General features: G+C 71.6%; 18 protein-coding genes. 2 read left to right on the top strand and 16 right to left on the bottom strand.

All coding sequences use genetic code 11. The annotated features are described in order from the left end of the window. Positions 1-8: 8 nt before the first annotated feature. Genes MUN78_RS01125 through MUN78_RS01110 form a run of 4 tightly spaced genes read right to left on the bottom strand, consistent with a single transcriptional unit; the run spans position 9 to position 3,489 of the window. Complete coding sequence (locus tag MUN78_RS01125; protein ID WP_244692525.1) at positions 9-809, bottom strand: ABC transporter ATP-binding protein; 801 nt, start codon at positions 807-809, stop codon at positions 9-11. Continuing rightward, positions 802-1,626 carry an ABC transporter permease gene (locus MUN78_RS01120; protein ID WP_244692524.1) on the bottom strand — a complete coding sequence of 275 codons (825 nt, stop codon included), beginning with the start codon at positions 1,624-1,626 and terminating at the stop codon, positions 802-804. Before MUN78_RS01120 ends, MUN78_RS01125 begins: the two co-directional genes overlap by 8 nt. Continuing rightward, positions 1,623-2,459 (bottom strand): ABC transporter permease, encoded by an 837-nt coding sequence (locus MUN78_RS01115; protein ID WP_244728225.1) that lies wholly within the window; start codon positions 2,457-2,459, stop codon positions 1,623-1,625. Before MUN78_RS01115 ends, MUN78_RS01120 begins: the two co-directional genes overlap by 4 nt. A 46-nt stretch (positions 2,460-2,505) precedes the next feature. Then, the gene (locus tag MUN78_RS01110) at positions 2,506-3,489 is read right to left on the bottom strand and encodes an ABC transporter substrate-binding protein (RefSeq protein ID WP_244728223.1); all 984 of its coding nucleotides are present in this window, start codon (positions 3,487-3,489) and stop codon (positions 2,506-2,508) included. 233 nt (positions 3,490-3,722) lie between these two features. On the opposite strand from MUN78_RS01110, the gene MUN78_RS01105 reads away from it, so the two are divergent. Next, positions 3,723-4,358: a TetR/AcrR family transcriptional regulator gene (locus MUN78_RS01105; RefSeq protein ID WP_244728221.1), complete on the top strand. Its 636-nt coding sequence runs from the start codon at positions 3,723-3,725 to the stop codon at positions 4,356-4,358. Between the two features lie 142 nt (positions 4,359-4,500). Here MUN78_RS01105 and MUN78_RS01100 read toward each other — a convergent pair whose 3' ends face one another. The 11 genes from MUN78_RS01100 to phnD all read right to left on the bottom strand — a co-directional run bounded on the left by MUN78_RS01100 (position 4,501) and on the right by phnD (position 17,592). After that, complete coding sequence (locus MUN78_RS01100; protein ID WP_244728219.1) at positions 4,501-5,334, bottom strand: ABC transporter ATP-binding protein; 834 nt, start codon at positions 5,332-5,334, stop codon at positions 4,501-4,503. Further along, positions 5,331-7,055 (bottom strand): dipeptide/oligopeptide/nickel ABC transporter permease/ATP-binding protein, encoded by a 1,725-nt coding sequence (locus tag MUN78_RS01095; RefSeq protein WP_244728217.1) that lies wholly within the window; start codon positions 7,053-7,055, stop codon positions 5,331-5,333. Before MUN78_RS01095 ends, MUN78_RS01100 begins: the two co-directional genes overlap by 4 nt. After that, a complete protein-coding gene (locus MUN78_RS01090; protein WP_244692518.1) occupies positions 7,048-8,079 on the bottom strand; it encodes an ABC transporter permease in 1,032 nt (343 codons plus the stop codon). Before MUN78_RS01090 ends, MUN78_RS01095 begins: the two co-directional genes overlap by 8 nt. Continuing rightward, the gene (locus MUN78_RS01085) at positions 8,076-9,500 is read right to left on the bottom strand and encodes an amidase (protein ID WP_244729968.1); all 1,425 of its coding nucleotides are present in this window, start codon (positions 9,498-9,500) and stop codon (positions 8,076-8,078) included. Before MUN78_RS01085 ends, MUN78_RS01090 begins: the two co-directional genes overlap by 4 nt. Positions 9,501-9,502: 2 nt before the next feature. Next, positions 9,503-11,080, bottom strand: coding sequence for an ABC transporter substrate-binding protein (locus MUN78_RS01080; RefSeq protein ID WP_244728215.1), 1,578 nt, complete (start codon positions 11,078-11,080; stop codon positions 9,503-9,505). A 102-nt stretch (positions 11,081-11,182) separates the two neighbouring features. Then, positions 11,183-11,623 carry a DUF3237 family protein gene (locus MUN78_RS01075; RefSeq protein ID WP_244692515.1) on the bottom strand — a complete coding sequence of 147 codons (441 nt, stop codon included), beginning with the start codon at positions 11,621-11,623 and terminating at the stop codon, positions 11,183-11,185. Positions 11,624-11,872: 249 nt separating this feature from the next. Then, the gene (locus tag MUN78_RS01070; protein WP_244692514.1) at positions 11,873-12,829 is read right to left on the bottom strand and encodes a PaaX family transcriptional regulator; all 957 of its coding nucleotides are present in this window, start codon (positions 12,827-12,829) and stop codon (positions 11,873-11,875) included. A 52-nt stretch (positions 12,830-12,881) separates the two neighbouring features. Further along, entirely contained in the window at positions 12,882-14,096 is a 1,215-nt protein-coding gene (locus MUN78_RS01065; RefSeq protein ID WP_244728214.1) for a cytochrome P450, read from the bottom strand. A gap of 37 nt (positions 14,097-14,133) precedes the next feature. Continuing rightward, positions 14,134-15,756 (bottom strand): phosphonate ABC transporter, permease protein PhnE, encoded by a 1,623-nt coding sequence (gene phnE / locus MUN78_RS01060; RefSeq protein ID WP_244728212.1) that lies wholly within the window; start codon positions 15,754-15,756, stop codon positions 14,134-14,136. Positions 15,757-15,760: 4 nt separating this feature from the next. Next, a complete protein-coding gene (locus MUN78_RS01055; RefSeq protein WP_244728210.1) occupies positions 15,761-16,582 on the bottom strand; it encodes a phosphonate ABC transporter ATP-binding protein in 822 nt (273 codons plus the stop codon). A gap of 17 nt (positions 16,583-16,599) precedes the next feature. Further along, positions 16,600-17,592: a phosphate/phosphite/phosphonate ABC transporter substrate-binding protein gene (phnD, locus tag MUN78_RS01050; RefSeq protein ID WP_244728208.1), complete on the bottom strand. Its 993-nt coding sequence runs from the start codon at positions 17,590-17,592 to the stop codon at positions 16,600-16,602. Positions 17,593-17,920: 328 nt separating this feature from the next. Between phnD and MUN78_RS01045 the strand changes: the two genes are divergently transcribed. After that, entirely contained in the window at positions 17,921-21,106 is a 3,186-nt protein-coding gene (locus MUN78_RS01045) for an alpha/beta hydrolase (protein ID WP_244728206.1), read from the top strand. Between the two features lie 164 nt (positions 21,107-21,270). Here MUN78_RS01045 and MUN78_RS01040 read toward each other — a convergent pair whose 3' ends face one another. Further along, entirely contained in the window at positions 21,271-22,752 is a 1,482-nt protein-coding gene (locus tag MUN78_RS01040) for an aldehyde dehydrogenase family protein (RefSeq protein ID WP_244728204.1), read from the bottom strand. Between the last annotated feature and the right edge of the window lie 98 nt (positions 22,753-22,850).

The following is a 22,850-nucleotide window of genomic DNA, read 5'->3' as shown; positions in this document are numbered from 1 at the left end:
GGCACAGCTCAGGCCGCGGGGCGGGCGGCGTCCCCGCGCTTGGCGCGCTGGATCTGCTCGTAGACGTGCGTGCGCAGCTCGGTGAAGCGCGGCAGCGCCCGGGTGGTGATCTGGTCGCGCGTCGGATCGAGATCGATCGCGAGATCCTCCTGCACCCACGTCGGCGATTTCGAGAGCACGACGACCCGCTCGCCCAGGTACACCGACTCGTCGATGTCGTGGGTGACGAAGAGGATCGACATGCCCCGCTCCAGGTGGAGCGTGCGCACGAGGTCCTCGAGATCCGCGCGCGTCTGCGCGTCCACGGCCGCGAAGGGCTCGTCCATCACGAGCACCTCGGGCTGGTAGGCCACGGCCCGCGCGATCGCGACGCGCTGCTGCATGCCACCCGAGAGCTGCCAGGGGTACTTCGCCCCCGCATGCTCGAGCCCGACGGCGACGAGCGCGTCGTCGACGGCGCTGCGGATCTCCGCCTTCGGCATCCGGCGATTCTTGAGCGGCAGCTCGATGTTGCCGCGCACGGTGAGCCAGGGGTAGAGGCTGCGGCCGTACTCCTGGAAGACGAGCGCCATGTTCGGCGGCGGGTCCGTGACGGCCCGCCCGTCGAGGGTCACGCTGCCGCTCGTGGGTCTGAGCAGACCGGAGATGCACTTGAGCAGCGTCGTCTTCCCGCAGCCCGAGGGGCCGACGATGCAGACGAGCTCGCCGCGGCGCATCGTGAAGTCGATGTCGCCGATCGCCTCGACGCTCCCCGTCGAGGATTCGTAGACCTTGCGCAGGTGCTCGACCCGCAGCAGCGTGTCAGCCACGCTCCACCTCCCTTGTCCCGTGGTACCAGCGCAGCACGCGCCGCTCCACGAATCCGAATACCGCCGCGAGCAGCACGCCCACGAGGCCGAGCAGCACGATGCCGCTCCACATTTCCGCGATGAGATAGTTCCGCTGGAAGAACACGATCCGATAGCCGAGTCCCGAGGACGAGTAGAACATCTCGGAGATCACCATCAGGATCAGCGCGATCGACAGCGTCTGCCTGACTCCCGCCATGATGCGCGGGCTCGCCGCCGGCAGGATGAGGTACCGGATCCGGTTCCGCGTCGAGAGCGAGAAGGAGCGCGCGGTCTCCTGCATCACCGCGTCGGTGGCCTTCACGCCGTCGATCGTGTTGAGCAGCACGGGCCAGATCGCCCCGGCGACGATGACGACGACCTTCATGGAATCCGTCGCGCCGATGAGCACGGCGATGATGGGGATCAGCGCGGGCGGGGGGATCGCCCGGAAGAACTCGAGCACCGGCGTGGTGAGGTCGCGCAGCCAGCGCACCCGCCCGATCACGGTGCCCGCGGCGACCCCGATGACCACGGAGAGGACGATCCCAAGCAGCAGCCTCCCGAGGCTTGGGAGCACGTCCGTGAGGAAGGCCGGGCCGACCCAGGTCCGCACGAAGGCGTCGAGGATCGTGAGGGGGCCGGGGAAGAACTTGCCCGGGGCGAGGGTGCCCCACACGCCCCAGACGACGAGCAGGAGGACCGGGAGCCCGAGCGCGAAGAGCGTGCTCTCGCCGAGCTTCGCCCAGACGCCGGGGCGACGGCGGGGGACCACGACAGTGCTGGTGTAGAGCGTCATGCGGGATCCTCCGAGCGGACCGATTGATGCCAGAACAGCGCGCGGCGCTCGACGGCGCCGAAGATGAGATTGACCACGAGGCCGATGAGGCCGGTCGCGATGACGACCGCGAAGACCCCGGCCTGGTCGCCGTTGCTGTAGCTGAGCATGAGCGCGTTGCCGAGACCGGGATTGCCGATCGTCATCTCCGCCGTCACGGCGAGGATCAGCGCCACCGAGGCGGCGAGGCGCAGCCCCGTCACGAGGTAGGGCAGAGCGGTGGGCAGCACCAGCCGGAGGAGCTGCGCGCGGCGCCCGAGGCCGTAACTGCGCGCGGTGTCCCGCGCCACCGCGTCGATGTCGGCGACGCCGTAGAGCACCTGCACGAACACCTGCCAGAAGCTCGCGAACACGATGATGACGAGCGCGGCCTCCATGGTGATGCCGAAGCTCAGCACCGCGAGCGGGATGAGCGCGACCGAGGGGATCGGCCGGAGGAACTCGACGAGCGTGTGCGTCGCCCGGCGCAGGAACGGCACCATGCCCACGACCGTGCCGGCCACGAGCGCCGCGACCGTCGAGACGAGGAGGCCGATGCCCCACGACGCCAGGGTGCGTCCGACGTTGCGCCAGAACTCGAGATCGAGGAGGTCCGTCCCGAATCGGGCGAGCACGCTCGTCGCCTCCGGGAAGTGGGCGGGGTTCACGAGCCCCGTAGTCGGCAGCAGCTGCCAGAGGAGGAGGAGGCCCGCGACCCCCGCCGCGCCGAGCAGCGTCTGCTGCACGACGCGGCGGGAGCGGGATCCGCCTGCGGGGTGGGCGCGCCCCTCGGGGGGCGCGGATGCGGCGTTCATGCGTATCCTTCGCGGTGATGCGGCGGGGCGCCGCGTGCCGGGCGGGTCAGTACTGGACGAACACGGAGGCGATGTCGGGCTTCTCCTCGAGCGTGCCGTACTCGACGGCGAGGTCCGCGAGCTCCTCGATCTGGTCGAGATCCAGTTCGGCGTCGAACACCGGGAGCGTGATCCCCGCGGCGACCTCCTCGGGGATGTCGAGGTGCTTCACGAGCGCCGCCCGGGCGGCCTCGTCGTTGTTCTCGGTGAACTCGAGCGCCTCGGCGACGGCGACGGCGTAGTCCTCGACGAGCTCGGGATCCGATTCGATGAGCTCGTTCGTGGTGATGTTCGTGAGCACGGTGAGCCCGGGGAGGACCGCCTGGTAGGGCGAGACGACGAGATTGCCCTCCTCGGCGATCTGCGACATGAAGGGATCCGGGACCCACGCGGCGTCGATGTTGCCGGCCTCGAGCTGCGCCTGCGCGTCGGGGAAGGCGACCTCGACGAACTCGATCGTCGACGAGTCGCCGCCGTCGGCGTCGACCGCGGCCTTGATGGTGAGGTCGCCGGCGGCGCCGAGCGAGTTCACGGAGACCTTCTTGCCCGCGAGGTCGCTCGGCCGCTCGATGCCGGAATCGGCCAGGGAGACGACGGCGTTCACATCGTCGCCTTCGGCGCGGCTCGAGGAGAAGTTGCTGATCACGGTCACGCCGAGATCCTGGAGGGCCGCGCGGAACGGGCCGAAGGGCTGGCCGATGGCGAACTGGATGTCGCCGCTCATGAGGGCGGGGATCGCCTGGGCGCCGCCCTGGGCGGGGACGACCTCGACCTCGAGCCCGTGCTTCTCGAAGATGCCCTCGTCGATGCCGACCTGGAGGGCGATCTGATCGCTGATGGGGAGCGAGGCGACGCGGATCTGGCGGAGCTCTCCGCTCTCCGCGGTCGTGGCCTCGCCCTCGGTGCTCTCGCTCGCGCCCGAGTCGGTGCAGCCGACGAGGGCGAGGGATGCCGCCGCGAGGATGGCGAGCAGTGCGGTTCTCTTCTGCATGGGGACGGACCTCCGGGGTTCAGTCGTCGTTGACTTGCGCCGCGCGGCGTCGGTGCCGGGCGGAGTGTCTCCATAGTGCGGCACGACCGCGCCTGATGCAAGTTTTGTTGCACGATCGTCACCAATCTGCAAATCTGTGGCGCTCGTTCCGCTGTCGCGAGTCGCGCCCGCGGCCGGTGCGGCGCTGCGGATACGATGGAGGCGATACCCACCCGACGCCGCGAGGAGGCCCCGTGCCACGAGGACGCCCGCGCAAGGCCCTGCTCTCCGTCGATCTCATCGTCGACACCGCCATGCGCCAGATCGACGCGGGCGAGCAGCTCAGCATGAGCCGGGTGGCGAGGGAGCTCGGGGTGCACGTCTCCTCCCTCTACAACCACGTCGACGACCGCGACGGGCTCATCGAACTGCTGCGTCTGCGCATCGCCCACGAGTACCCGGTGCCCCCGCTCGACGGCCTGAGCTGGCAGCAGACGCTGCGCGCGATCGCGCTCACGATCCACGACGCCTTCGCCGCGCACCCGCGGCTCATCCCCTATCTCGCGGTCACGCCCGTGAGCTCGCCGGAGATCGTCGAGATCTACGCGCGGCTCGCGGAGATCATGCTCGACGCCGGCCACCGCGCGACCTCCGCATCGCTGGCCATCCGCATGATCGACTCGCTGGCCCTCGGCACGGCGCTCGTCAACTCGACGGACGCGGTGCCGTGGAAGCACACGACGCCGGGCGGGCGGGCGCTCCTCGAGGCCTCGGAGCACTGGGAGGACGAGCTCGCCCAGACGGCGGAGGCCTTCACCCGGGGCCTCGACTACATCGTGAGCGGCCTCGAGGCGGAGCTCGCGGCGCGAGAGACCGCCCCCCGCGGCTGACCCCTCCTCACGGCGACCTCCCCTTCGCACGTCAGTCGTTGCGGCTTGTGAGGCGTTCAAGCCGCAACGACTGACGTGCGAGGAGGTGCGCGGAGGGTTGGGGAAGGAGGGGAAGAGCGGGGCGGGGCGGGGACGGTGCCGCTCAGTCCAGGCTGAAGCCCGGACCGCCCGGCACCGAGGCGACGAGCCGCTGCGTGTACGGATGCTCGGGCGCCGAGAGCACACGATCGGAGGCCCCCGCCTCCACCACGTCGCCGTGCAGCAGCACGATCACCTCGTCGCTCACCTGCCGCACGACCGCGAGGTTGTGCGAGACGAACAGCACGGTGAGGGCGAGCTCCCGCCGCAGGCGTTCGAAGAGCTCGAGGATCTCGGCCTGGGTCGACAGGTCGAGCGCCGAGGTGATCTCATCGGCGATGATGAGCTCCGGCTCGACGGCGAGCGCCCGCGCGATCGCGATCCGCTGCCGCTGGCCTCCGGAGAACTCCCTGGGGTAGCGGTCGATCGCCGAGTCGTCCAGCGCCACGAGCGCGAGCAGTTCGCTCACCCGCGCACGGTGGGCGCGCAGCGAGGCGCGCCGCGGGTCGAGCGCCTCCGCGAGCGTCTGACCGATCGTTCGCCTCGGGTCGAGCGAGGAGTACGGATCCTGGGGGATGAGCTGGATCCGGCGCCGCAGCGCGGCGCGCCCCCGCCGGCCGCCGGCGTCCATCGGCGCGCCGTCGAATCGGATCTCGCCCGCGGCAGGGCGGTGGATCCCCACGATCGTCTTGGCGATGGTCGATTTGCCCGATCCGGATTCCCCGACGAGACCGACCGTCGTCCCCGCGGGGATCGCGAAGGAGACGCCGTGCAGCACCCGGGTGGCGCGGGCGCCGTGCCCGAGCACGACCTCGAGGTCGCGGACGTCGAGTCGGATCGCGGGCGCGGGCCCCGACCCGTGGGCCTGCGGCGCGGGTTCGCGCGTGGAGGGGGTCATCGCTGCTCCGCTTCCCGCGGCGCCGTCGAGCGCGCCGCGATCGGGTCGTCCATGCGCGGCGAGGCGTCGAGCAGCCGCTGCGTGTAGGGGTGGGTGGCGCGTCCGTCGCGCAGTTCGGCGCCGGTCAACCGCTCGATGATCTCGCCCGAGCGCATCACGAGCACCCGGTCGCAGAGCTCCTGCACCACGCCGATGTCGTGGGAGATGAAGAGCATCGCCGTGCCGTGTTCCCGGTTGATCCGGCGGAACTGCCTGAGCACCTCGGCCTGCACGGTGACGTCGAGCGCCGTGGTGGGCTCATCGGCGACGACGAGCTTCGGATCCGCGAGCGTGGCGGAGGCGATCGTGGCGCGCTGCAGCATCCCGCCCGACCACTGGAAGGCGTGCTGCTGCATCCGCACCCCGGCGTCGCGCACGCGGATGCGCTCGAGCGCCTCCCGGACGCGGCCGCGCGCGGCCGTCCGCCCGAGGCCGAGATGGATGCGCGCGACCTCGGCGAGCTGCCCGCCCATGCGGAGCGCCGGGTTGAAGGTCGTGCCGGGATCCTGGTAGACGAGCCCGATCTCGGTCGCGAGCCGCTGCGGGTCGTTGCGCCGTGAGAGATCGAGGTCGTCGAGCCGGATCGTCCGCGCGGTGGAGCGCACGCCGTCGGCGAGCAGGCCGGCGATCGCCATCGCCGTCATGGACTTGCCCGAGCCGGACTCGCCGACGAGCCCGAGCACCTCGCCGCGGTCGATCGCGAAGCTCACGCCGCGCACGAGCTCCGCGCCGTTCGGCGCGAAGACGTGGAGATCGTTCACCTCCACGAGCGCCTCGGGCTGCGCGGGCGCCGCGTCGCCCGTCGTCGGCACGAGCGCCGCCGGACGCCGCGGGAGGCGCAGGCCCGGGTCGAGCGTCTGCGCGAGCCCGTCGCCGATGAGCATGGCAGTGATGCCCGCGTAGACGAGCATGATCGACGGAGCGATCGCCTGCCACGGCTGCGCGTAGATCGCCGTGAGGCCGTCGCTGAGCAGCTGGCCGAAGTCGTACTGCGGGCTCTGCACGCCGAGCCCCACGAAGGAGAGGCTCGCGATCTCGAGCAGCGCGAGCGCGAAGCTCGACGTCGTGAGCACGAGGAGCGGCCCGGAGATGTTCGGCAGCAGGTGGCGCGAGAAGAGGCGGAAGCCCGGCACCCCGAGCAGCCGCGCGGTCGTGACGAAGTCGCGCTGCACGATGCCGGCGACCATGTTGGAGGTGAGGCGCGCGAAGCCGGGGATGCCGGCGATGCCGATCGCCGCGACCGCCGACCAGGCGCCGGCGCCCAGGATCGCGGCGACGACGAGCGCGAGCACGAGGGCGGGGAAGGCGACCGAGGCGTCGATGATCCTCAGCACGATCTCCCGCAGGCGGCGGGGCGCGAGCCAGATCAGACCGCCGAGCAGCACGCCGCAGACGACCGACACGGCGGTGGCGCCCGCGGCCATGAGGAGCGTCAGCCGCGTCGCGACGAGCGCCCGGGCGAGCACGTCGCGGCCGAGCGCGTCGGTGCCGAGGAGATGCTCGGCGCTGGGGCCCTGGCGCGAGCCGCCGCCGAGCGCGTCGGCGGCGCCCCCGAACAGGATGGGCGCGAGGATCGCGACGAGCAGGAGCAGGCCGCCCATCGCCAATCCCGCGACGAGCGACGGGGCGAGCGCTCGGGACCGCCGGGCCGTCGGGCGCATGCGCGCGGTGAGGTCAACCATGGTGTCCTCCCAGGGTGCGGGGATCGATCGCGCCGAGCACGATGTCGATGAGCAGGTTGATGAGGATCGCGAGAGCCCCGATGACGAGGATGATGCCCTGGATCGTCGGGTAGTCCTTGTAGATGATCGACTGGACGACCTCGAGACCCAGCCCCGGGTAGGAGAAGACCGTCTCGATGATGATGGTGCCGCCGATGAGCCCCGCGAGGATGAGCCCCGTGAGGGTGAGCGTCGACGTCATGAGGTTGGGCAGCGCGTGCACGAGGTAGAGCCTGACGGCGCGGAGCCGGCGCCCGCGCGCGGTGCGCATGAAGTCCTGCTGCAGCACCGTGTAAGTCTCCTGGCGGACGACCCGTGCGACCGCAAAGGTCGGGCCGAGCGCGAGCGATGCGATCGGCAGCACCCAGAAGCCTGGCGCGTCCACCCCGCCCGCGGGGAGCACGCGCAGCACGATCGCGAAGACCACGACGAGCAGGGTGCCGGCCACGTACGCCGGGAAGGAGGCGAGGAACCCCGCCACGGCCCCGAACACGGTGCCGAGCGCGCCCCGGCGGCCGCCGCGCGTGAGCACGCCGACCGTCATGCCGAGCGGGATCGCGACGACAAGCACGACGACGATCGAGCCGAGCGCCAGCAGCGCCGTGTAGGGCAGCTTCGTCGCGATGATCTCCGAGACCGGGACGCCGTAGCGGAAGGAGCTGCCGAACTCGCCCTGGAGCAGGTTCCCGAGGAAATGGACGAACTGCGCCCACAGCGGCTCGTCGAGCCCCAGCCGCTCGCGGAGGGCGGTGACCGCCTCGGGCGTCGCGTTGGTGCCGAGCATCGCGACCGCCGGATCCCCCGGGATGAGCGGGACGATGAGGAAGGCGACCACGACGAGCAGGGCGAAGGAGAGCACGAGCCCCCCGAGCCGCCTGACGGCGAAGGCGGCCCAGTCCGATCGGAGCCAGGCGAACCGCCCGGCGCGCTCGCGCCGGGCGATCGTCGCGAGGTGCTGCGTCGTGTCGACGGGGGGCGCGCTCACGGCCGCGGCCCCTCCCCCGCACCGGGGGCGATGCGCGTGTCCCACCCGAACACCGGCTCCAGCTGTGAGGCCACCCGGATGAGCGATGCCTCGTCGAAGGGGCCGGCGACGAGCTGCGCGCCGACCGGCAGTCCATCGGCCTCGTGCACCGGGAGCGAGATCGCCGGGAGGCCCGCGATGTTCGCCCATGCGGTGAACGTCACCTGGCGCGCCTCGGTGAGGCGCGGGGCGTCGGGCGTCTCGTTCGCCTCGTCGTAGACGACGCCGACCCTCGGGGTCGCGACGGCCATCGTCGGCGTGAGCAGCAGGTCGAAGTCGCGCCCGAACTGCGCGTTCACCTGGCGCGTCTCCCACTGCAGCAGCCCGGCGAGCGCGGCGTACTCCCCCGAGTGGAAGGTCTTCGCCTGCTCGATGCGGTACCGGATGTAGGGGTCGACGAGCTCCACGTCCTCGTACGGCGAGGCGTAGACGCTCGCGCTGATGACGAGGTCGACGAAGCCCTTGCCCGCCTCGGGGCTGAAGAGGAACGGCGACACCGGCTCCACGATGTGCCCGAGGGCTTCGAGCGCGGCGGCCGCCTGCCGCGCCGCCTCCGCATTCACCTCGTCGACCGGGAGGCCGGACGGGCTCTCGAGCAGCAGGCCGATGCGCAGGCGACCGGGATCCGCTCCGACCTCCCGTGCGAACGGACGCGCGGGCGCCGGCGCCGAGTACCAGGCGAGGGGATCGAAGGGAGAGAGCACGTCGAGCGCCGTCGCACTGTCGGCGACGGTGCGGGCGATCACGCCCGACGTCGTCGAATGCTCCCAGCCGCGGACCTCGGCGGGCACGCGGCCTCGGCTCGGCTTCAGGCCGACGAGGCCGGTGACGCTCGAGGGGACGCGGATCGATCCGCCGCCGTCGGAGGCGTGGCCGATGGGGGCGAGGCCTCCGGCCACGGCCGCGCTCGCGCCGCCGCTCGAGCCCCCGGAGGTGAACTCCAGGTTCCAGGGGTTCCGGGTCTTCCCGTGGCGCGCGTTCTCGGACGCCGTGAGCGGGCCGAACTCGGGGCTGTTGCTGCGCCCCATGAGCACGAAGCCGGCGTCCTCGAGCAGCCGGACGTCGATCTCGGTCTCCGTGGCGGGTCGCTCCGGGATGGAGAGCGAGGACATCGTGTTGGGCTGTCCGGCGACGCTGCTGAGGTCCTTGACCGGGATCGGCACGCCCTCGAACGGGCGCGCGGCGTCGCCGGCTCGGACGCGGGCCTCGGACGCGCGCGCCCGGCGCAGCACGTCCTCGCGGTCCAGCCAGACGATCGCGTTGATGGCGTCGTTGCGCCGATCGATCTCGGCCAGGTACATCTCGGCGACCTCGACCGCGCCGACGGCGCCGCTGCGGATCGCCGCGGCGATCTCGAGCGCTGAACTCGTGGGGCTGATCATGCTCACTCCCCCGATCCGTCGCCGACGATGCGGAAGATGTGATCGTCGAGGGAGCCGCCGAGCATCGTCACCTGGAAGCCGGGTCGCTGGGCGTAGATGAAGGAGTCCGTGATGAGGGGGACGGCGTGCGCGTCGGCGATGATCGCGTCGGCGGCGGCGTTCAGCGCGCCGCAGCGCGCTTCCTCGTCCGCGGCGGTCAGCGACTCGGCGAAGAGCCGCTCCACCTCGGGCGCCTGCGCCCCGCCGATGTTGCCGCCGCCCTCGAGGATGCCGGGGCCGATGAAGTTGGTGATGGGGCTCGAGAGCGAGCCGACGAAGTTGAGATCGGCGTACACGGTGAGGTCCCACGCATCGGGCTCGGTGAGCACGGTCGAGATCCAGGTGCCGACGTCGACGTTCTCGAGTTCGACCTCGGCGCCGGCGGCGCGCAGGATCTCCTGGAGGTAGGTGTTGCCCGCGCCGTTGGTGCCGACGATCTGCGGCGCGACGAGACGGATCTTCGTGCCGGCGAGCGCCTCGGCGGCCGCCGCCGCGTCCTGGGGGATCAGCGCGTCGGCGTCCCCGGTCACGCACTGGGTCTGCGACGAGACGAGGGTCGTGGCGATCTCGCCCGTGCCCTGCATCGTGGTCTGCCCGAACTCCTCGCGGTCGATGAGCTGGGCGACCGCGGTGCGCAGCTGCTGGTCGACGAAGGGGCTGCCCTCCCGCTCGTTGAAGACGAGGGAGAAGTCGCTGAAGAGGAAGGGGGTCACCTCGTAGGCGGCCTGGTCCGTGAAGCGGTCCATCGACTCCGGCATGATCTTCGCGATGTCGAGCTGTCCGTCCAGCACGAGGTTCGTCGTCGCGGAGGTGTCGGGGGAGATCACGAACTCGATCGTCCGGGCGGGCTCGCCCGCGACCTCGCTCGTCCACTCCGGCCACATCTCGTAGTCGTCGCGGAGTTCGTAGGTGTAGCGGACGCCCGGCTCGACGGCGGTCTGGATGTACGGGCCCGACTCGGCGCCCTCGACGTGCCCCGCTGCGAGGCCCTCGAGGTCCGCGAGCCCCGCGGGGCAGACGATGCCGGTGCTCGAGGTGGACAGCGCCTGCACGAGGTACGGCCAGGGGGTCTCGAGCGCGAGCGAGACCGTGCCGGCGGCGTCGTCGGCCGTGATGGTCGGCACCTGACCGCCGAAGGTCTGCGGCACGATCGAGCCCGCACTGCCGGCGAGCGCGTCGAGCGAGTTCTTCACGACGGTGGCCGTGATGGGCGTGCCGTCCGAGCAGGTGGCGCCGTCGCGCAGCGTGAAGCTGGCCGAGGTCGGCGTCGAGTCCCAGCTCGCCGCGAGGCCGGGGACGAGCCCGCCCTCGTCCTTGCGCACGAGCGTGTCGAAGCTCTGGCGCGCCAGGACGAAGTCGGGGAGGGAGAGTCCGAGCATGGGGTCGAAGGTGGCCGGGATGTCGAGCGTGGCGCGGATCGTGTCGGTGGGGGTGAACTCGGCGCCGGCGCTGGAGCCGCCCTCGCCTCCCCCGCTGCAGGCGGTGAGGGCGAGTGCGGCGGCCGCGGCGATCGCCCCGCCTCGGATGATGGATCGTTTCATGGGGTGTCCTCTCGTCGGTGAGCGGGATGTTTCGGGGTGGACGAAGCGTCCGAGGGCGGCTCGGCCGCCCGCGGTCGGGAGGGGTGCGCGGACTCGGTCGCGCTAGGCGACGACCTCGAAGACGTCGATCGTGGTGTGGGTGCCGAAGGCCTCGGCCCGGCCGACGAACACCCGCTGCGTGAGCCATTGGAGGCCGGGCGCGGTGGTGCGGAACTGCGGGGTCGACATGAAGAGTCCGTCGGCGGCGTCGGGAGCCGAGCCCGGGGCGATCCTGCCGAGGTTCACGACGTCGACGACGTCGCCGTCGTCGGTGCGGATCCAGTAGCGGGCCTCGACGTTGAGGGCGCCGTCGTTGCGGTACAGGCACCAGTCGGCTCCGCCCGGCTGGACGGTCCCCGAGATCCTGCCGCTGACGCTGCCGCCGGTGATCGGGATGATCTCGAGCGATTCGCCCGCCCGCCGCTCGATCGGCAGGCCGGGGTCGACCTCGGCGACGATCGTGAAGGCGTAGGCGAGTTCGGGGAGCGCGGGGGCGGAGGTCATGGCGGCACCTGATTCATCGTCGATTCGGGCGGATCGGATCCGTTTTAAATCCAAACCTTTTGGTTTATCAATGATGATGATCGACAACGAACGCGCTGTCAAGCGCGTTACCGGAATGACATCGGGTGGTTACATCTCCGACGGGGACGGGGTCTCGAGCCGGGTGCGCCCGGATGCCCGCCGGCCGGCGCTCGACCGCCCGGGCGCGGGGAACTCGTCGCGGGCGCCTGCGCCACGCGGGAGCGGGAGCTACGCGTCCCGGGACGGATCGGCGAGCTTACCGAGCTCGGCGAAGGTGTGATGTCCGGCGAGCGCCCCGAGTTCGGGGCGGAAGGGCTCGAGCACGTTCCGGAACGCGCGCTCCGCCGGCTCGCCCAGGGCGTCGTAGAGGAACTCGCAGATATGCGCCGCTTCGGCCAGGGGGAAGGCCTCGTCGAGCAGCTGCTGCGGCAGCATCGGGTCGGCGTGGCGGAGCTGGCGCCATTCGCTCATGAGCGCGGTGCGGATCCGCAGAGCCTCCTCGGGCGGCCGCTGCTCGTGCGCGCGGAACGAGACCGATGCGAGCTCGGCGGCGATCGGGCGCCACCGCTCGACGAACTCCGTGTACCCCGCTGCGACGCCGGGCAGGTCGAAGGCGCGCGCGATCGCCGCTCCGGAGTTCGCGCCCTCCGGCAATCGGGCGCCGACGAAGCAGCTGAGATCCTCGACCGGGATGCTCCGGCCGAGGGACTCCCGGATCTCGGCGACCGCGTCGCCGTGATCCCCGGGGCGCACCCAGACGCCGTCGACCAGCTTGCCGAATCGGAGCCGCTTCAGGTGGTCGCGTACGGCGTTCCTCGTGGTCCGCTCGACCTCGGCGAGGGAGTAGGCCACGATCGTCCAGCCGCCGTCCCAGCTCGCGTGGCGGTTGCCCATGAACAGCGCGCGCGTCCGCTCCGCGAGCACGCCGCCGGTGTTCGCGTGCACCGCGTACGACGTCGATCGGCCCTCGCGATGCGCCACGAAGAATCCGCGCTGCGCCAGACGCTGGATGGCCGCGCGAGCGCCCGCCTCGGTGACGTCGAATACTCGGAGCAGGGCGACGAGCGCCCCGGAGGGCAGCGGCTCGGCCCGCAGGTACCAGTAGTCGCCGAGCAGCACGGTCAGGAGCTGCTGGGAGCGGGCACCCTGCTGATTCCGCGGGAGGAGCTGCGCTGCTGTCGACATGGCACCAGGATTCACTCGGCGGCCCGGAGCGGGGCTCCTGACCGGCGGCCGGTCAGGCCCGTCCCGCTCCGCGCGCGCGGACCAGGTCGAGCGGCACCGACCTCGGACCGTACTCTAGCCAGTTCATCATAGTGATCTCCCCGGCGAGGGCGAAGGATTCGGTGCGAGCGAGCAGCTCCTTGAGCGCGAGGAGCAGCTCCATGCGCCCCATGCTCGCCGCCGGGCACTTGTGCGCGCCGCGGCCGAAGGACATGTGCGAGTTCGCCTTGCGGTGCAGTACGAACTCGTGGGGCTCCGAGAACTGGGCCTCGTCTCGGTTGCCCGAGGGGAAGAGCAGTGCGACGGGCTCCCCCTGACGCACGAGCCGACCGTGCACGACGGTGTCCTCCTTCGGCGTCCGGGCGAAGACCCGGTACGGCGCGTGCAGCCGGAGGAACTCCTCGACCGCCGTCGGCAGCTGGCCCGGATCGGCGCGGAGCCGATCCTGCAGCGATCGGTCCTGCGCGAGATGCGCCACGATACTCCCCAGCACGGCCTGCGGTGCCCCCATGCCCGCGACGATCATCTGCCGCACAGTGGCGATCGCGGTCTCCTCGGTGATCGCGTTCTCCGGGTCCTCGGCGGCGCGGTGCAGACTCGCGACCAGGTCGACCGAGGCGTCGGGCGACGTCGCGAGACGGGCCGCGTACACCCGTCGGGCGATCTCGTAGAGTTCGGCGCTCGCCTCCTGGATGACAGCATCGTCCATGTCCTGGATCGCGAAGCCGTAGCGCACGCCGATCTCGCGGATGCGCCCGGCCAGCTCGGACTCGACGCCGAGCAGGCGCGCGAAGCAGTCGACCACGAACGGCGCGGCGAAGTCGGCGACGCCGTCAGCGCGGCCGCGCGCCAGCATGCCCTCGACGAGCTCCTCGGCGGACTCGCGGAACTCCGCTTCGTGCAGGCGGAGCGAGGCCCGACGGAAGATCGGATCGATCGCCGTGCGGTACGCGGTGTGCTCGGGCGGATCGAAGTGCAGCGGAGGCCGCCGCGAGGAGCGTGGGACGTGCGGAACGACGTTCTGCACGGAGGTGATGAAGTTGTCGTCCTGCGCGATCGCGGCGATGTCGGCGTACGTCGTCGCCGCCCAGAACCCCCCGAAGTCCTCGCTCCAGGGGAACGGCGTCTCGGCGCGCAACTGCGCGTAGTCGACGTGCGCGCTGCCGAAGGTCTCGTCGCGCGCGGGCGACCACTCCGAGGCGCGCTCCGCGCGACCCCGCGTGTCCACGGCTCGTCCTCCCTCGTGGTAGGGGCATCCCGTCATCTCACAGCACCTTTCTGCGCGCCTGCTGCGCGACGGTCTCGAGCGCGACCACCACGACCACGAGGCCGATGAGGATCCCGGCGGTCGTCTGATAGTCGAGCGACACGATGGACTCCTGCAGGAGGAAGCCGATCCCGCCCGCACCGACGATGCCGAGCACGGCCGACTCGCGGAGCGCGAGGTCGGAGGTGAACAGCGTGTTCGAGATGAACGACGGCACGAACTGCGGCCAGACGCCGCTCACGAACACCTGGAGCCGTCCGGCTCCGGTGGCCTCGAGGGCGCGGACCGGCAACGGGTCGATCTTCAGCAGGCCGTCCGTGAAGAACTTGGAGGCGAGCGCGGTGCAGGAGATCGTGAGGGCGAGGAAGCCCGCGAACGGGCCGAGGCCGAGCGCGGCGACGAACAGGAGCGCCCAGATGATGTCGGGAACACCGCGGAGCAGCACCACGAGGCCGCGCAGAAGCAGATTCAGCGGCTCGAAGCGCACGAGGTAGGGCGTGGAGAGCACCGCGATGACGAGTCCGAAGACGACACCGAACGCGGTCGCCGTCATCGCCATCACGACGGTCTCGAAGATGCCCATGAGGATCTCGACGCTGAAGTGCGGCGGGAGGAATCCCGCGAGGATGTCGCGGGCCTGGGACCAGGCCTGGCCGAGTCGCGAGGTGTTGAGCGAGAGCTGCGAGACCGCGACGGCGAAGAGCCCGAGCGGGATCCACACCGCGAGGGCGCGCGACACCCGCGGCCGATTCCATCCCGGTCGCGCGGTGTCGGGGCCGGCGCCGTAGAGCTGGGCGACCGTCCGCTCGGCGGCGTGCTGCGTGAGCGCGCGCTGCGCGAGGTACGAGAGCCCTTCGAGCACGAGGAGCAGCAGGACGATGACGACGATGATCCCCGCCGCGGTGCGGTAGGACAGCGATCCGATCGCCTGCTGGAGTGCGACCCCGATGCCGCCGGCACCCACGATGCCGAGCACGGCGGAGGCGCGGATGTTGATGTCGAGCCGGTAGAGGACGAGCGAGACGATGTCCGGCATCGAGCGGCTCAGCGTGGTCGCGACGAACGTCTGGGCGCGGCCCGCGCCGGCGGCGGAGACCGCCTCGCGCGCCGTCGGGCTGAGCTCGTCGAAGGTGTCGGCCATCATCTTCGCGATCATGCCGATCGAGTGGCAGCCGATCGCGAGCGCTCCGGCGAACGGTCCGAGGCCGAAGATCCTGACGAAGATGAGCGCGAACACGAGCGACGGGATCGCCCGGAGGACGATGATGATCCCGCGAGCCAGCAGGCCGACGACCCGAGGTCCTGCGTAGTGCCGGCTCGCGGCCGCGGCGAGGAACACGGAGACGATCGCCGCGAACCCGGTGCCGGCGATGGCGATCCAGAGCGTTTGCAGAATGAGCGCGAAGAGATTCGCGGGCTCGGGGATCGCCGGTGGCAGCATGCGGCCGAGCAGGCTCGCGATGTCGTCGAGTCCGGCGAGCACGGCGCTCGGCCGCACGTCGATCCACCAGATCCCGAAGCCGGCGATGACGAGGTACGCGAGCGGGATCGCGAGGGTCCGCCAGAGCGAGCTCCGGGGGCGCCGGGCCCCGCGCGCCGTCCGGCGCGTCGGTACCGGCATGAGATCAGTCATCATCGGAGGGCCCCCGATGCTGCGCGTAGACGGCGCGGATCTGCTCCTCGGAGGTCTCCGCCGTCGCCCGGTCGATCACGAAGGATCCCTCGCGCACGGCCACGACCCGATCCGAGACCTGGAGCGCGAGATCCACCTGATGCAGGGAGCAGAGCACGGTGAAGCCATCCTCCGCGCTGAGGCGCTTGAGCATGTCGAGCACCGCGACGCTCGAGCTCGGATCGAGCGAGGCGACCGGCTCGTCGGCCAGCACGAGCTCGGCGTTCTGCATGAGGGTGCGGGCGATCGCAACGCGCTGCTGCTGGCCACCCGAGAGCGTGTCGCAGCGCTGGAAGCGCTGCTCGCCGAGTCCGACGCGGTCGAGGTGGGTCGCCGCCTGCTCGCGCAGCGCCTTACCGTATGAGGCCACCCCGTAGCGCGGCAGCCGGAGCGATCCGAGAGAGCCCATGAGCACGTTCTCCATCGCGCTCAGCCGCCCCACGAGCCCGAACTGCTGGAAGACGAAGCCGACCCGCGTGCGGAGCGCCTGCAGCGCGCGGGCGCCGCAGGCCGCAGGATCGGTGCCGAGCACGGAGACGGTGCCCGACGCGGCGCGCACGCTGCCGTTGATGAGTCTCAGCAGCGTCGACTTGCCGGCCCCTGAGGGGCCGACGAGGGCGACGAACTGCCCGGGATCGACCGCGAGGTCCACCCCGTCGAGCACGGTGTTCGCACCGTAGCGCACGGTCGCCCCGGCGATCCTCACCGCGGGCGCGGTGCCGGACCGCCCTGCCGTTCCATTCACGTTCGTCTCCATGCTCAGTGCCGTGCTCATCGTCCGCATCGCCCGCACTACGCCTCTTCGCCGCGGCACACGTCTGCGTCGAGCACGCTGCAGATGTCGCTGATCACGGCGTAGGTCTCGTCGTCCGCAGGTTCGAAGGCGAAGGCCTGCGTGCCGCCCCAGAGGCACGCGGTCTCCCCGGCGTACTCCTCGCCCCACTCCGGAGGCGCCTCGCGGGTCTGGGTCTCGCAGAGTCCGGCGGCGTGCGCCTGCACCGCGTCCGTACCGGTGACGGCCTCGGTGATCTGAGCCCTGAGGTCGTCGCTCAGCCAGTCGCCGAGCACGATGGGGGTGCCGGGGATCCCGTCGGACTTCCAGATCGTGGAGGTGTCGCCCTCGGAGATGACACCGCGCGCCGGGAGGATGTCGTCGATGAAGGTGCCGGCGACGAAGGCGACGTCGCAGTCGCCCGCGAGCATCTGCGTCACGGCGACGTCGTGCGAGCCGACGAAGACCGGGGTGATCTCGCTCTCGGGGTCGATACCGGCCTCCTGCAGCGCGACGGCCGCCGTGAGATACCCCGTGGTGGAGGCGGGATCGGTGAAACAGACGTTGGCCCCGGCGACATCCGCGATCTCCGCGATGTCGGATCCTGCGGCGACGACGCCGTAGGACTGGACGGCCCCGGATCCGGGCTCGGGCGTCCGCTGGTCCATCGCGACGGGCGTGACATCCGCCACGCTCGAAGCCAGGTAGTAGGAGAAGGCGCCGTACGTGGCGATGTCGACGCGCTCGGCGACCTGGGCCTCGATGACGCCGGAGTTGGTGCTCACGGCCTGGATGCTCGTCGGGATCCCCGTGGCCTCCTCGATGGCGGCGACGACCGGCTCGAAGGACTTCTCGAGTTCGGAGCTGTCGTCCGTCGGAACGACAGCGAACACCAGCTCGCTCGGATCGCCGCCCGCGGCGTCGTCCGTGCGAGCGTTCGGGCTCTGGCCGCATGCCGTCAGCAGCAGACCTGCCGAGAGGATCGCGGCGAGCGCGGGAAGTGACTTTCTCATGAGGCTTCCTAACCAGATCGGGCGTCGATGACCGAGTTCGTCTACTGTCGACTCTGACATTCAAACAAGACACATTTTACTGCACACGTCTCTGAACATGTGGCTCATAATCTTGGCAACTTCCATTGAGAATGTCAACTATTTAGATCTTCTCAGATTTTTGCCCCTCATTCATTGACTTCCACCGACGCCGCTGCGAAAGTATTGCCACACAAGCACCGACCGATGCACGATGAAGTGTGTTCATTCGATGACCACTCCTCCGCCCGCAGGCGACCGGTCCCGTGCGCGTTCCACGCCAGAACACGACCGACACCAGGAGGAAGCAGTGCGAACATCGAAGATGCTCGCCGGGCTCGCCGCGACAGCGCTGACGCTCGGCATATTCGGGCAGGCCCCGCCGGCCGTCGCGGAGAGCGGCGCGCGCTCAGAGACCGGAGAGCTCGCCTCCGGCGCTCCGTACAGCGTCGAGATCCCCGAGGAGTGGAACGGGACCCTGCTCCTCTGGAGCTCGGGATACGGCGGTGGCACGCCGGGGCGCCCGATCTCCCTCGGCGAGAGCGACACCACGAACCGCTGGCTCCTCGATCACGGCTACGCGCTCGCCTCGATGAAACCGAGCCAGGGCTGGGCCGTCGAGGACTACCTCGCGGGTCAGCCCGAGGTGATCGCGCGTGCCACGGAGGCGCTCGGATCCGCCCCGCAGGCCACGATCGCGTGGGGGTCCTCGATGGGCGGGCTCACCTCGGCGGCGCTCGCCGAGCGCTACCCCGAGCTGATCGACGGCGCCTACGCGCTCTGCGGGTCGCTCGCCGGGAGCGTCGGGATGCTGAACCAGGGACTCGACGCGTCCTTCGCGTTCAAGACGCTCCTCGCCCCGGAGGACGAGGCGATCGAGCTCGTCGACGTGCAGGACGAGGCGACGTCCACGGCCGCCGCGAAGTCCGCCCTGGACGCGGCGCAGGGAACCCCCGAGGGGCGGGCGCGCATCGCGCTCGCGGCCGCCATGGCCCAGATCCCGGGCTGGACCTCGCCGGACGCTCCGGAGCCGGCGCCGACGGACTACGCGGCCCAGCAGCGGCAGCAGTACGACATCTTCATGTTCAGCGTCTTCTCGCCGAGGCAGGAACTCGAGGCGCGCGCCGGCGGCGCCTTCTCCTGGAACACCGGCACCGACTACGCGGCGCACCTCGCGGCCTCGCCGATGCGCGCGCAGGTCGAAGCGCTGTACGCGGAAGCCGGGCTCGTGCTCGACGACGATCTCGCCCGGCTCGCCGCCGAACCGCGGCACAGCGCCGACTTCGACGCCGTGCGGTACATGATCGAGAACGCGACGCCTTCGGGTGCGATCACGCAGCCCGTGTTCACGCTGAACGAGACGGGCGACACCGCGCCCGCCGTCGCCCAGGCCGGCGCATACGCCGACGCCGTCGCGGCGTCCGGGAACGGCGAGCTGCTGCGGCAGGCGTACCTCGACCGGCCGGGACACTGCGCATTCAGCCCTTCGGAGGTGCTGGCCGGCCTGACCACCCTCACCGAGCGCGTCGGCACCGGGGCGTGGCCCGATGCCTCCGCTGCGGCGCTGCGGGCCAGGGCCGCCGAGATCGCGTCCGCCGCTGAGGGGCTGGACCTCGGAGCGCCGGGAGACTTCACCGACGAGGCGCCCGCCGCGTTCTTGCGCCCGTTCTCCCCGCAGGGCTGGCGCACGGAGTTCTCGGGCACGCTCGAGAACGTCGAGCAACCGTACGCGGGGATCGTGCCGGCGAACTGGGACGGCTCGCTCGCGATCACCCCGAATCAGGCGGAACTCGACCGCGCCGACCTCGTCTGGCTCAGAGAGCGCGGCACGGCCACCGTCGGCTACGACCTCTCCGACGACTGGCAGCTGGAGGCCGACCGCGACAACGCGAGCGCCGTGCGCGACGCCTTCATCGCCGCGGTCGGGGTGGTGCCCGGTCGGGTCTTCGTCACCGGCCGTTCGCAGGGCGGACTCACCACCCGGAACATCGTGCAGCAGGATCCCGATTGGCTCGACGGCGCAGCGCCGCTCTGCGGCGGGGGCGCCGGAGCGGTCTCGATGTACAACTCCAAGCTCGATGCCGCCTTCGCGCTGCGCGCGCTCGTTGACCCCGCATCGCCGATGCGGATCGTCGGGATCGACGACACCCCGGCAGAGGTCGCCGCGCTCGACGCGCTCATCGACCAGTCGATGGGCACCGGGGCGGGGCAGGCCAGGCTGATCTTCGCCGCGGCGCTCGCCGGCGTCCCCGCGGTCGACGCGAATGGTGCCGAGCTCGAAGCCTCCGAGGAGCGGCTCGCCGCCTACGAGGCCGGTCTGCCGTTCGGGATCGGCGCGCACGTCCGCGCCGGCTTCGAACGGGTGATCGGGGGCAACTTCTCGTGGAACACGGATGTCGACTATCGGAAGCAGCTCGCGCAGTCCGGGCGCCTCGCCGAGGTCCGCGCGGCGTACGCCGCCGCGGGCGCCGACCTCGAGGCAGATCTCACCGCACTGCAGCAGGCGCCGCGGATCGCCGCCGATCCGGGAGCCGTCGCGGCCGTCGAGGCGATGGCGACCTTCGACGGGGCGCTCGACGTCCCCGTCGTGTCGATGACCACGCTGGGCGACCCGGCCGGACCCATCTCCGACGAGCGCAGCTACCGTTCGATCGTGGAGGCCGCCGGGGCGGACGGGTTCCTCGCGCAGACCTTCGTCGGCGCGTCCGGGCACTGCACCTTCTCGGCCGCGGAGCACATCGCCGTCTACGAGCTGCTGCTCGAGCGGATGGCCGACGACGCCGGCGGCACGGCCGCCGACGCCGCGTCGATGAACGAGCGGGCCCGGGCCGCGACAGTGTCGAGCGGGGCCGATCTCGGCGCCGCGCGCTTCGTCGACGCCGTCGCCCCGGCCGGCCTGCGCCAGTGGGACGCGCGGAATTGGGGCAGCTACGATCCAGCCGCCCAGCCGACCGCACCCGTGCTCGGCATCGCGCGGTCGGACGCCGCCCCGGGGGATGCCGTGGACGTGACGCTGAGCGACTTCACCGCGGACGGGAGCTACGCCCTGGCCATCGATCAGGTGTCCTCGGCGGCGGGGTCAGGCGGCGCGCCCGAAGACGGCTCGGCGTCTGCGGACGGCGCCCGTTCCGGCAGCGCGCAGGCGCCCGGCGCGCCGGTCACCGTCGACGGAACGGGGGCCGCCACGACGACGATCGTCATTCCCGCCGATCTCAGGACCGGCACCGCCGTCGTCCGCGCGGTCTCTGGGGGCGGCACCGTCGTCGCAGAGGCCTCGATCGAGGTCGCCGCAGGCCCGGGCTCCGGCGGATCGGGTGCCGGCGGGCCCGGCGCCGATGCCGCGGGCGGTGGCGCCGACGCGGACGGGGCAATGCCGGGAGGTCCGCTCGCGATCACGGGCGCGTCGGCGACCGGCGTCGTCGCGGCGGCGATGCTCCTCCTGCTCCTCGGCGGCGCGGTGCTCCTGCTTCGGCGGCGGTCGCGGCAGGGGGAGTAGCCGCGGCGCAGCGGACCGCTGCTTCCGCACGACTGACGGATCCCTTCCCGACGATGGGATCGCCGTCCCGCGCCTCCAGGGCGCGGGACGGGCGTATCCGCCCGGCGAGAAGGGGTCCATGCGTGCCGCACCGCGCCCCTGCGTGCGGCGCGGGTCGCCGCCCCCTACAGCGGGTACTGCCCCGGCTCGCGGCGCATCGTGATCCAGCGCGTCTCCGTGAACGCGTCGATGTTCGCCGCGCCGCCGCCGTGGCGCGAGCCCGTGCCCGAGGAGCCGACGCCGCCGAAGGGCGCGTTCGCCTCGTCGTTCACCGTCTGATCGTTGATGTGCACGATGCCGGTGGGGATGCGCCTCGCGAGCGCGAAGGCTCCGAGCGCATCGCGGCTCACGATGCCGAGGGACAGGCCGTACTCGGTGTCGTTCGCGAGCGCCACGGCCTCGTCGTCGCTCCCGTAGGGCACGACGGAGGCGACCGGGCCGAAGACCTCGTCGCAGTACGCCGCCGCGTCCCGCGGCGGGTCGGCGAGGACCGTCGGGCGGTAGAACAGGCCGTCGTAGTCGCCTCCCGCGGCGAGGCGCGCACCGCCCGCCACGGCGGCCTCGACGAGTCCGTGCACGCGATCCCGCTGCGTCTCGTCGATGAGCGGCCCGAGGTGCACCTGGCCGCTCGCGGGATCGCCGACGACCATGGACTCCGCCTTCGCCGCGAGCTTCTCGACGTACTCCTCGAAGCGGGACTCATGGACGATGTGCCTGCCGACGGTCATGCAGATCTGCCCCTGGTGCAGGAACGATCCCCAGGTGGCGAGATTCACCGCCTGGTCGATGTCGGCATCCTCGCGGATGATGAACGCCGAGTTGCCGCCGAGCTCGAGGTGGGCGCGCTTGAGGTGGCGACCCGCGAGCTCGCCGACGGCCCGGCCCGCCCGCGTCGAGCCGGTGAAGGCGATCACGCGCACGAGCGGCTCCGTGACCAGGGCCTCGCCGACCTCGGCGCCGCCGGGCACGAGCTGGAGGAGCCCTGCGGGCAGCCCGGCCTCCTCGAAGATGCGCACCATGGCCACGCCGCCCGTGATGACGGTGCGGGGGTCGGGCTTGAGGAGCACGGCGTTGCCGAGCGCGAGCGCCGGGGCGACGGCTCGGATGCCCAGGATGAGGGGCACGTTGAACGGGGAGATCACGCCGACGACGCCCACGGGCACCTGCTCGGCGAGCGAGAGGCGCGGCTCCTCGCTCGCGAGCATCGAGCCGAGCGGCGCCGAGGGCAGCGCGGCCGCCTCGTAGCATTCGGACGCCGAGACGTGCAGGGCGAAGCCCGCGAGCGGCGGGATGGCGCCGACCTCCCGGATGTTCCAGCCGCCGATCTCCTCGGCGTGCGCCTCCCACAGCGCCCCGGCCCTGCGCAGCACCGCGGCGCGCGCCGGATGCGGCAGCGCGGCCCACTCGCGCTGCGCCCGGGCCGCGGATTCGGCGGCCCGGTGCACGTCGGCGGGCCCGGCGATGCCGACCTCGGCGAGCGTCTCGCCGGTCGCCGGAGCGACCGACGGGATCGACCCGCCCTCGCCGGGCACCCAGGCGCCGTCGATGTAGATGCGTCCCTCGAATTCGGGGACGGTCAGGAGCTTCGCTGCGTCCGATTCAGTCATCTGCGGTTCCTTTCGTGAGGGTCGGATCGCCGGGCACCGGTCAGCCTCCCGCGACAGCCTGGTGCCGACGCTCTCACAGTAGTTCCCCCGCGTGTGAA

It is taken from the genome of Leucobacter allii (assembly GCF_022919155.1).
Taxonomy (GTDB): Bacteria; Actinomycetota; Actinomycetes; order Actinomycetales; family Microbacteriaceae; genus Leucobacter; species Leucobacter allii.
Note: the sequence above shows the minus strand (reverse complement) of the source record. Positions and strands in the feature narration are given on the sequence as shown.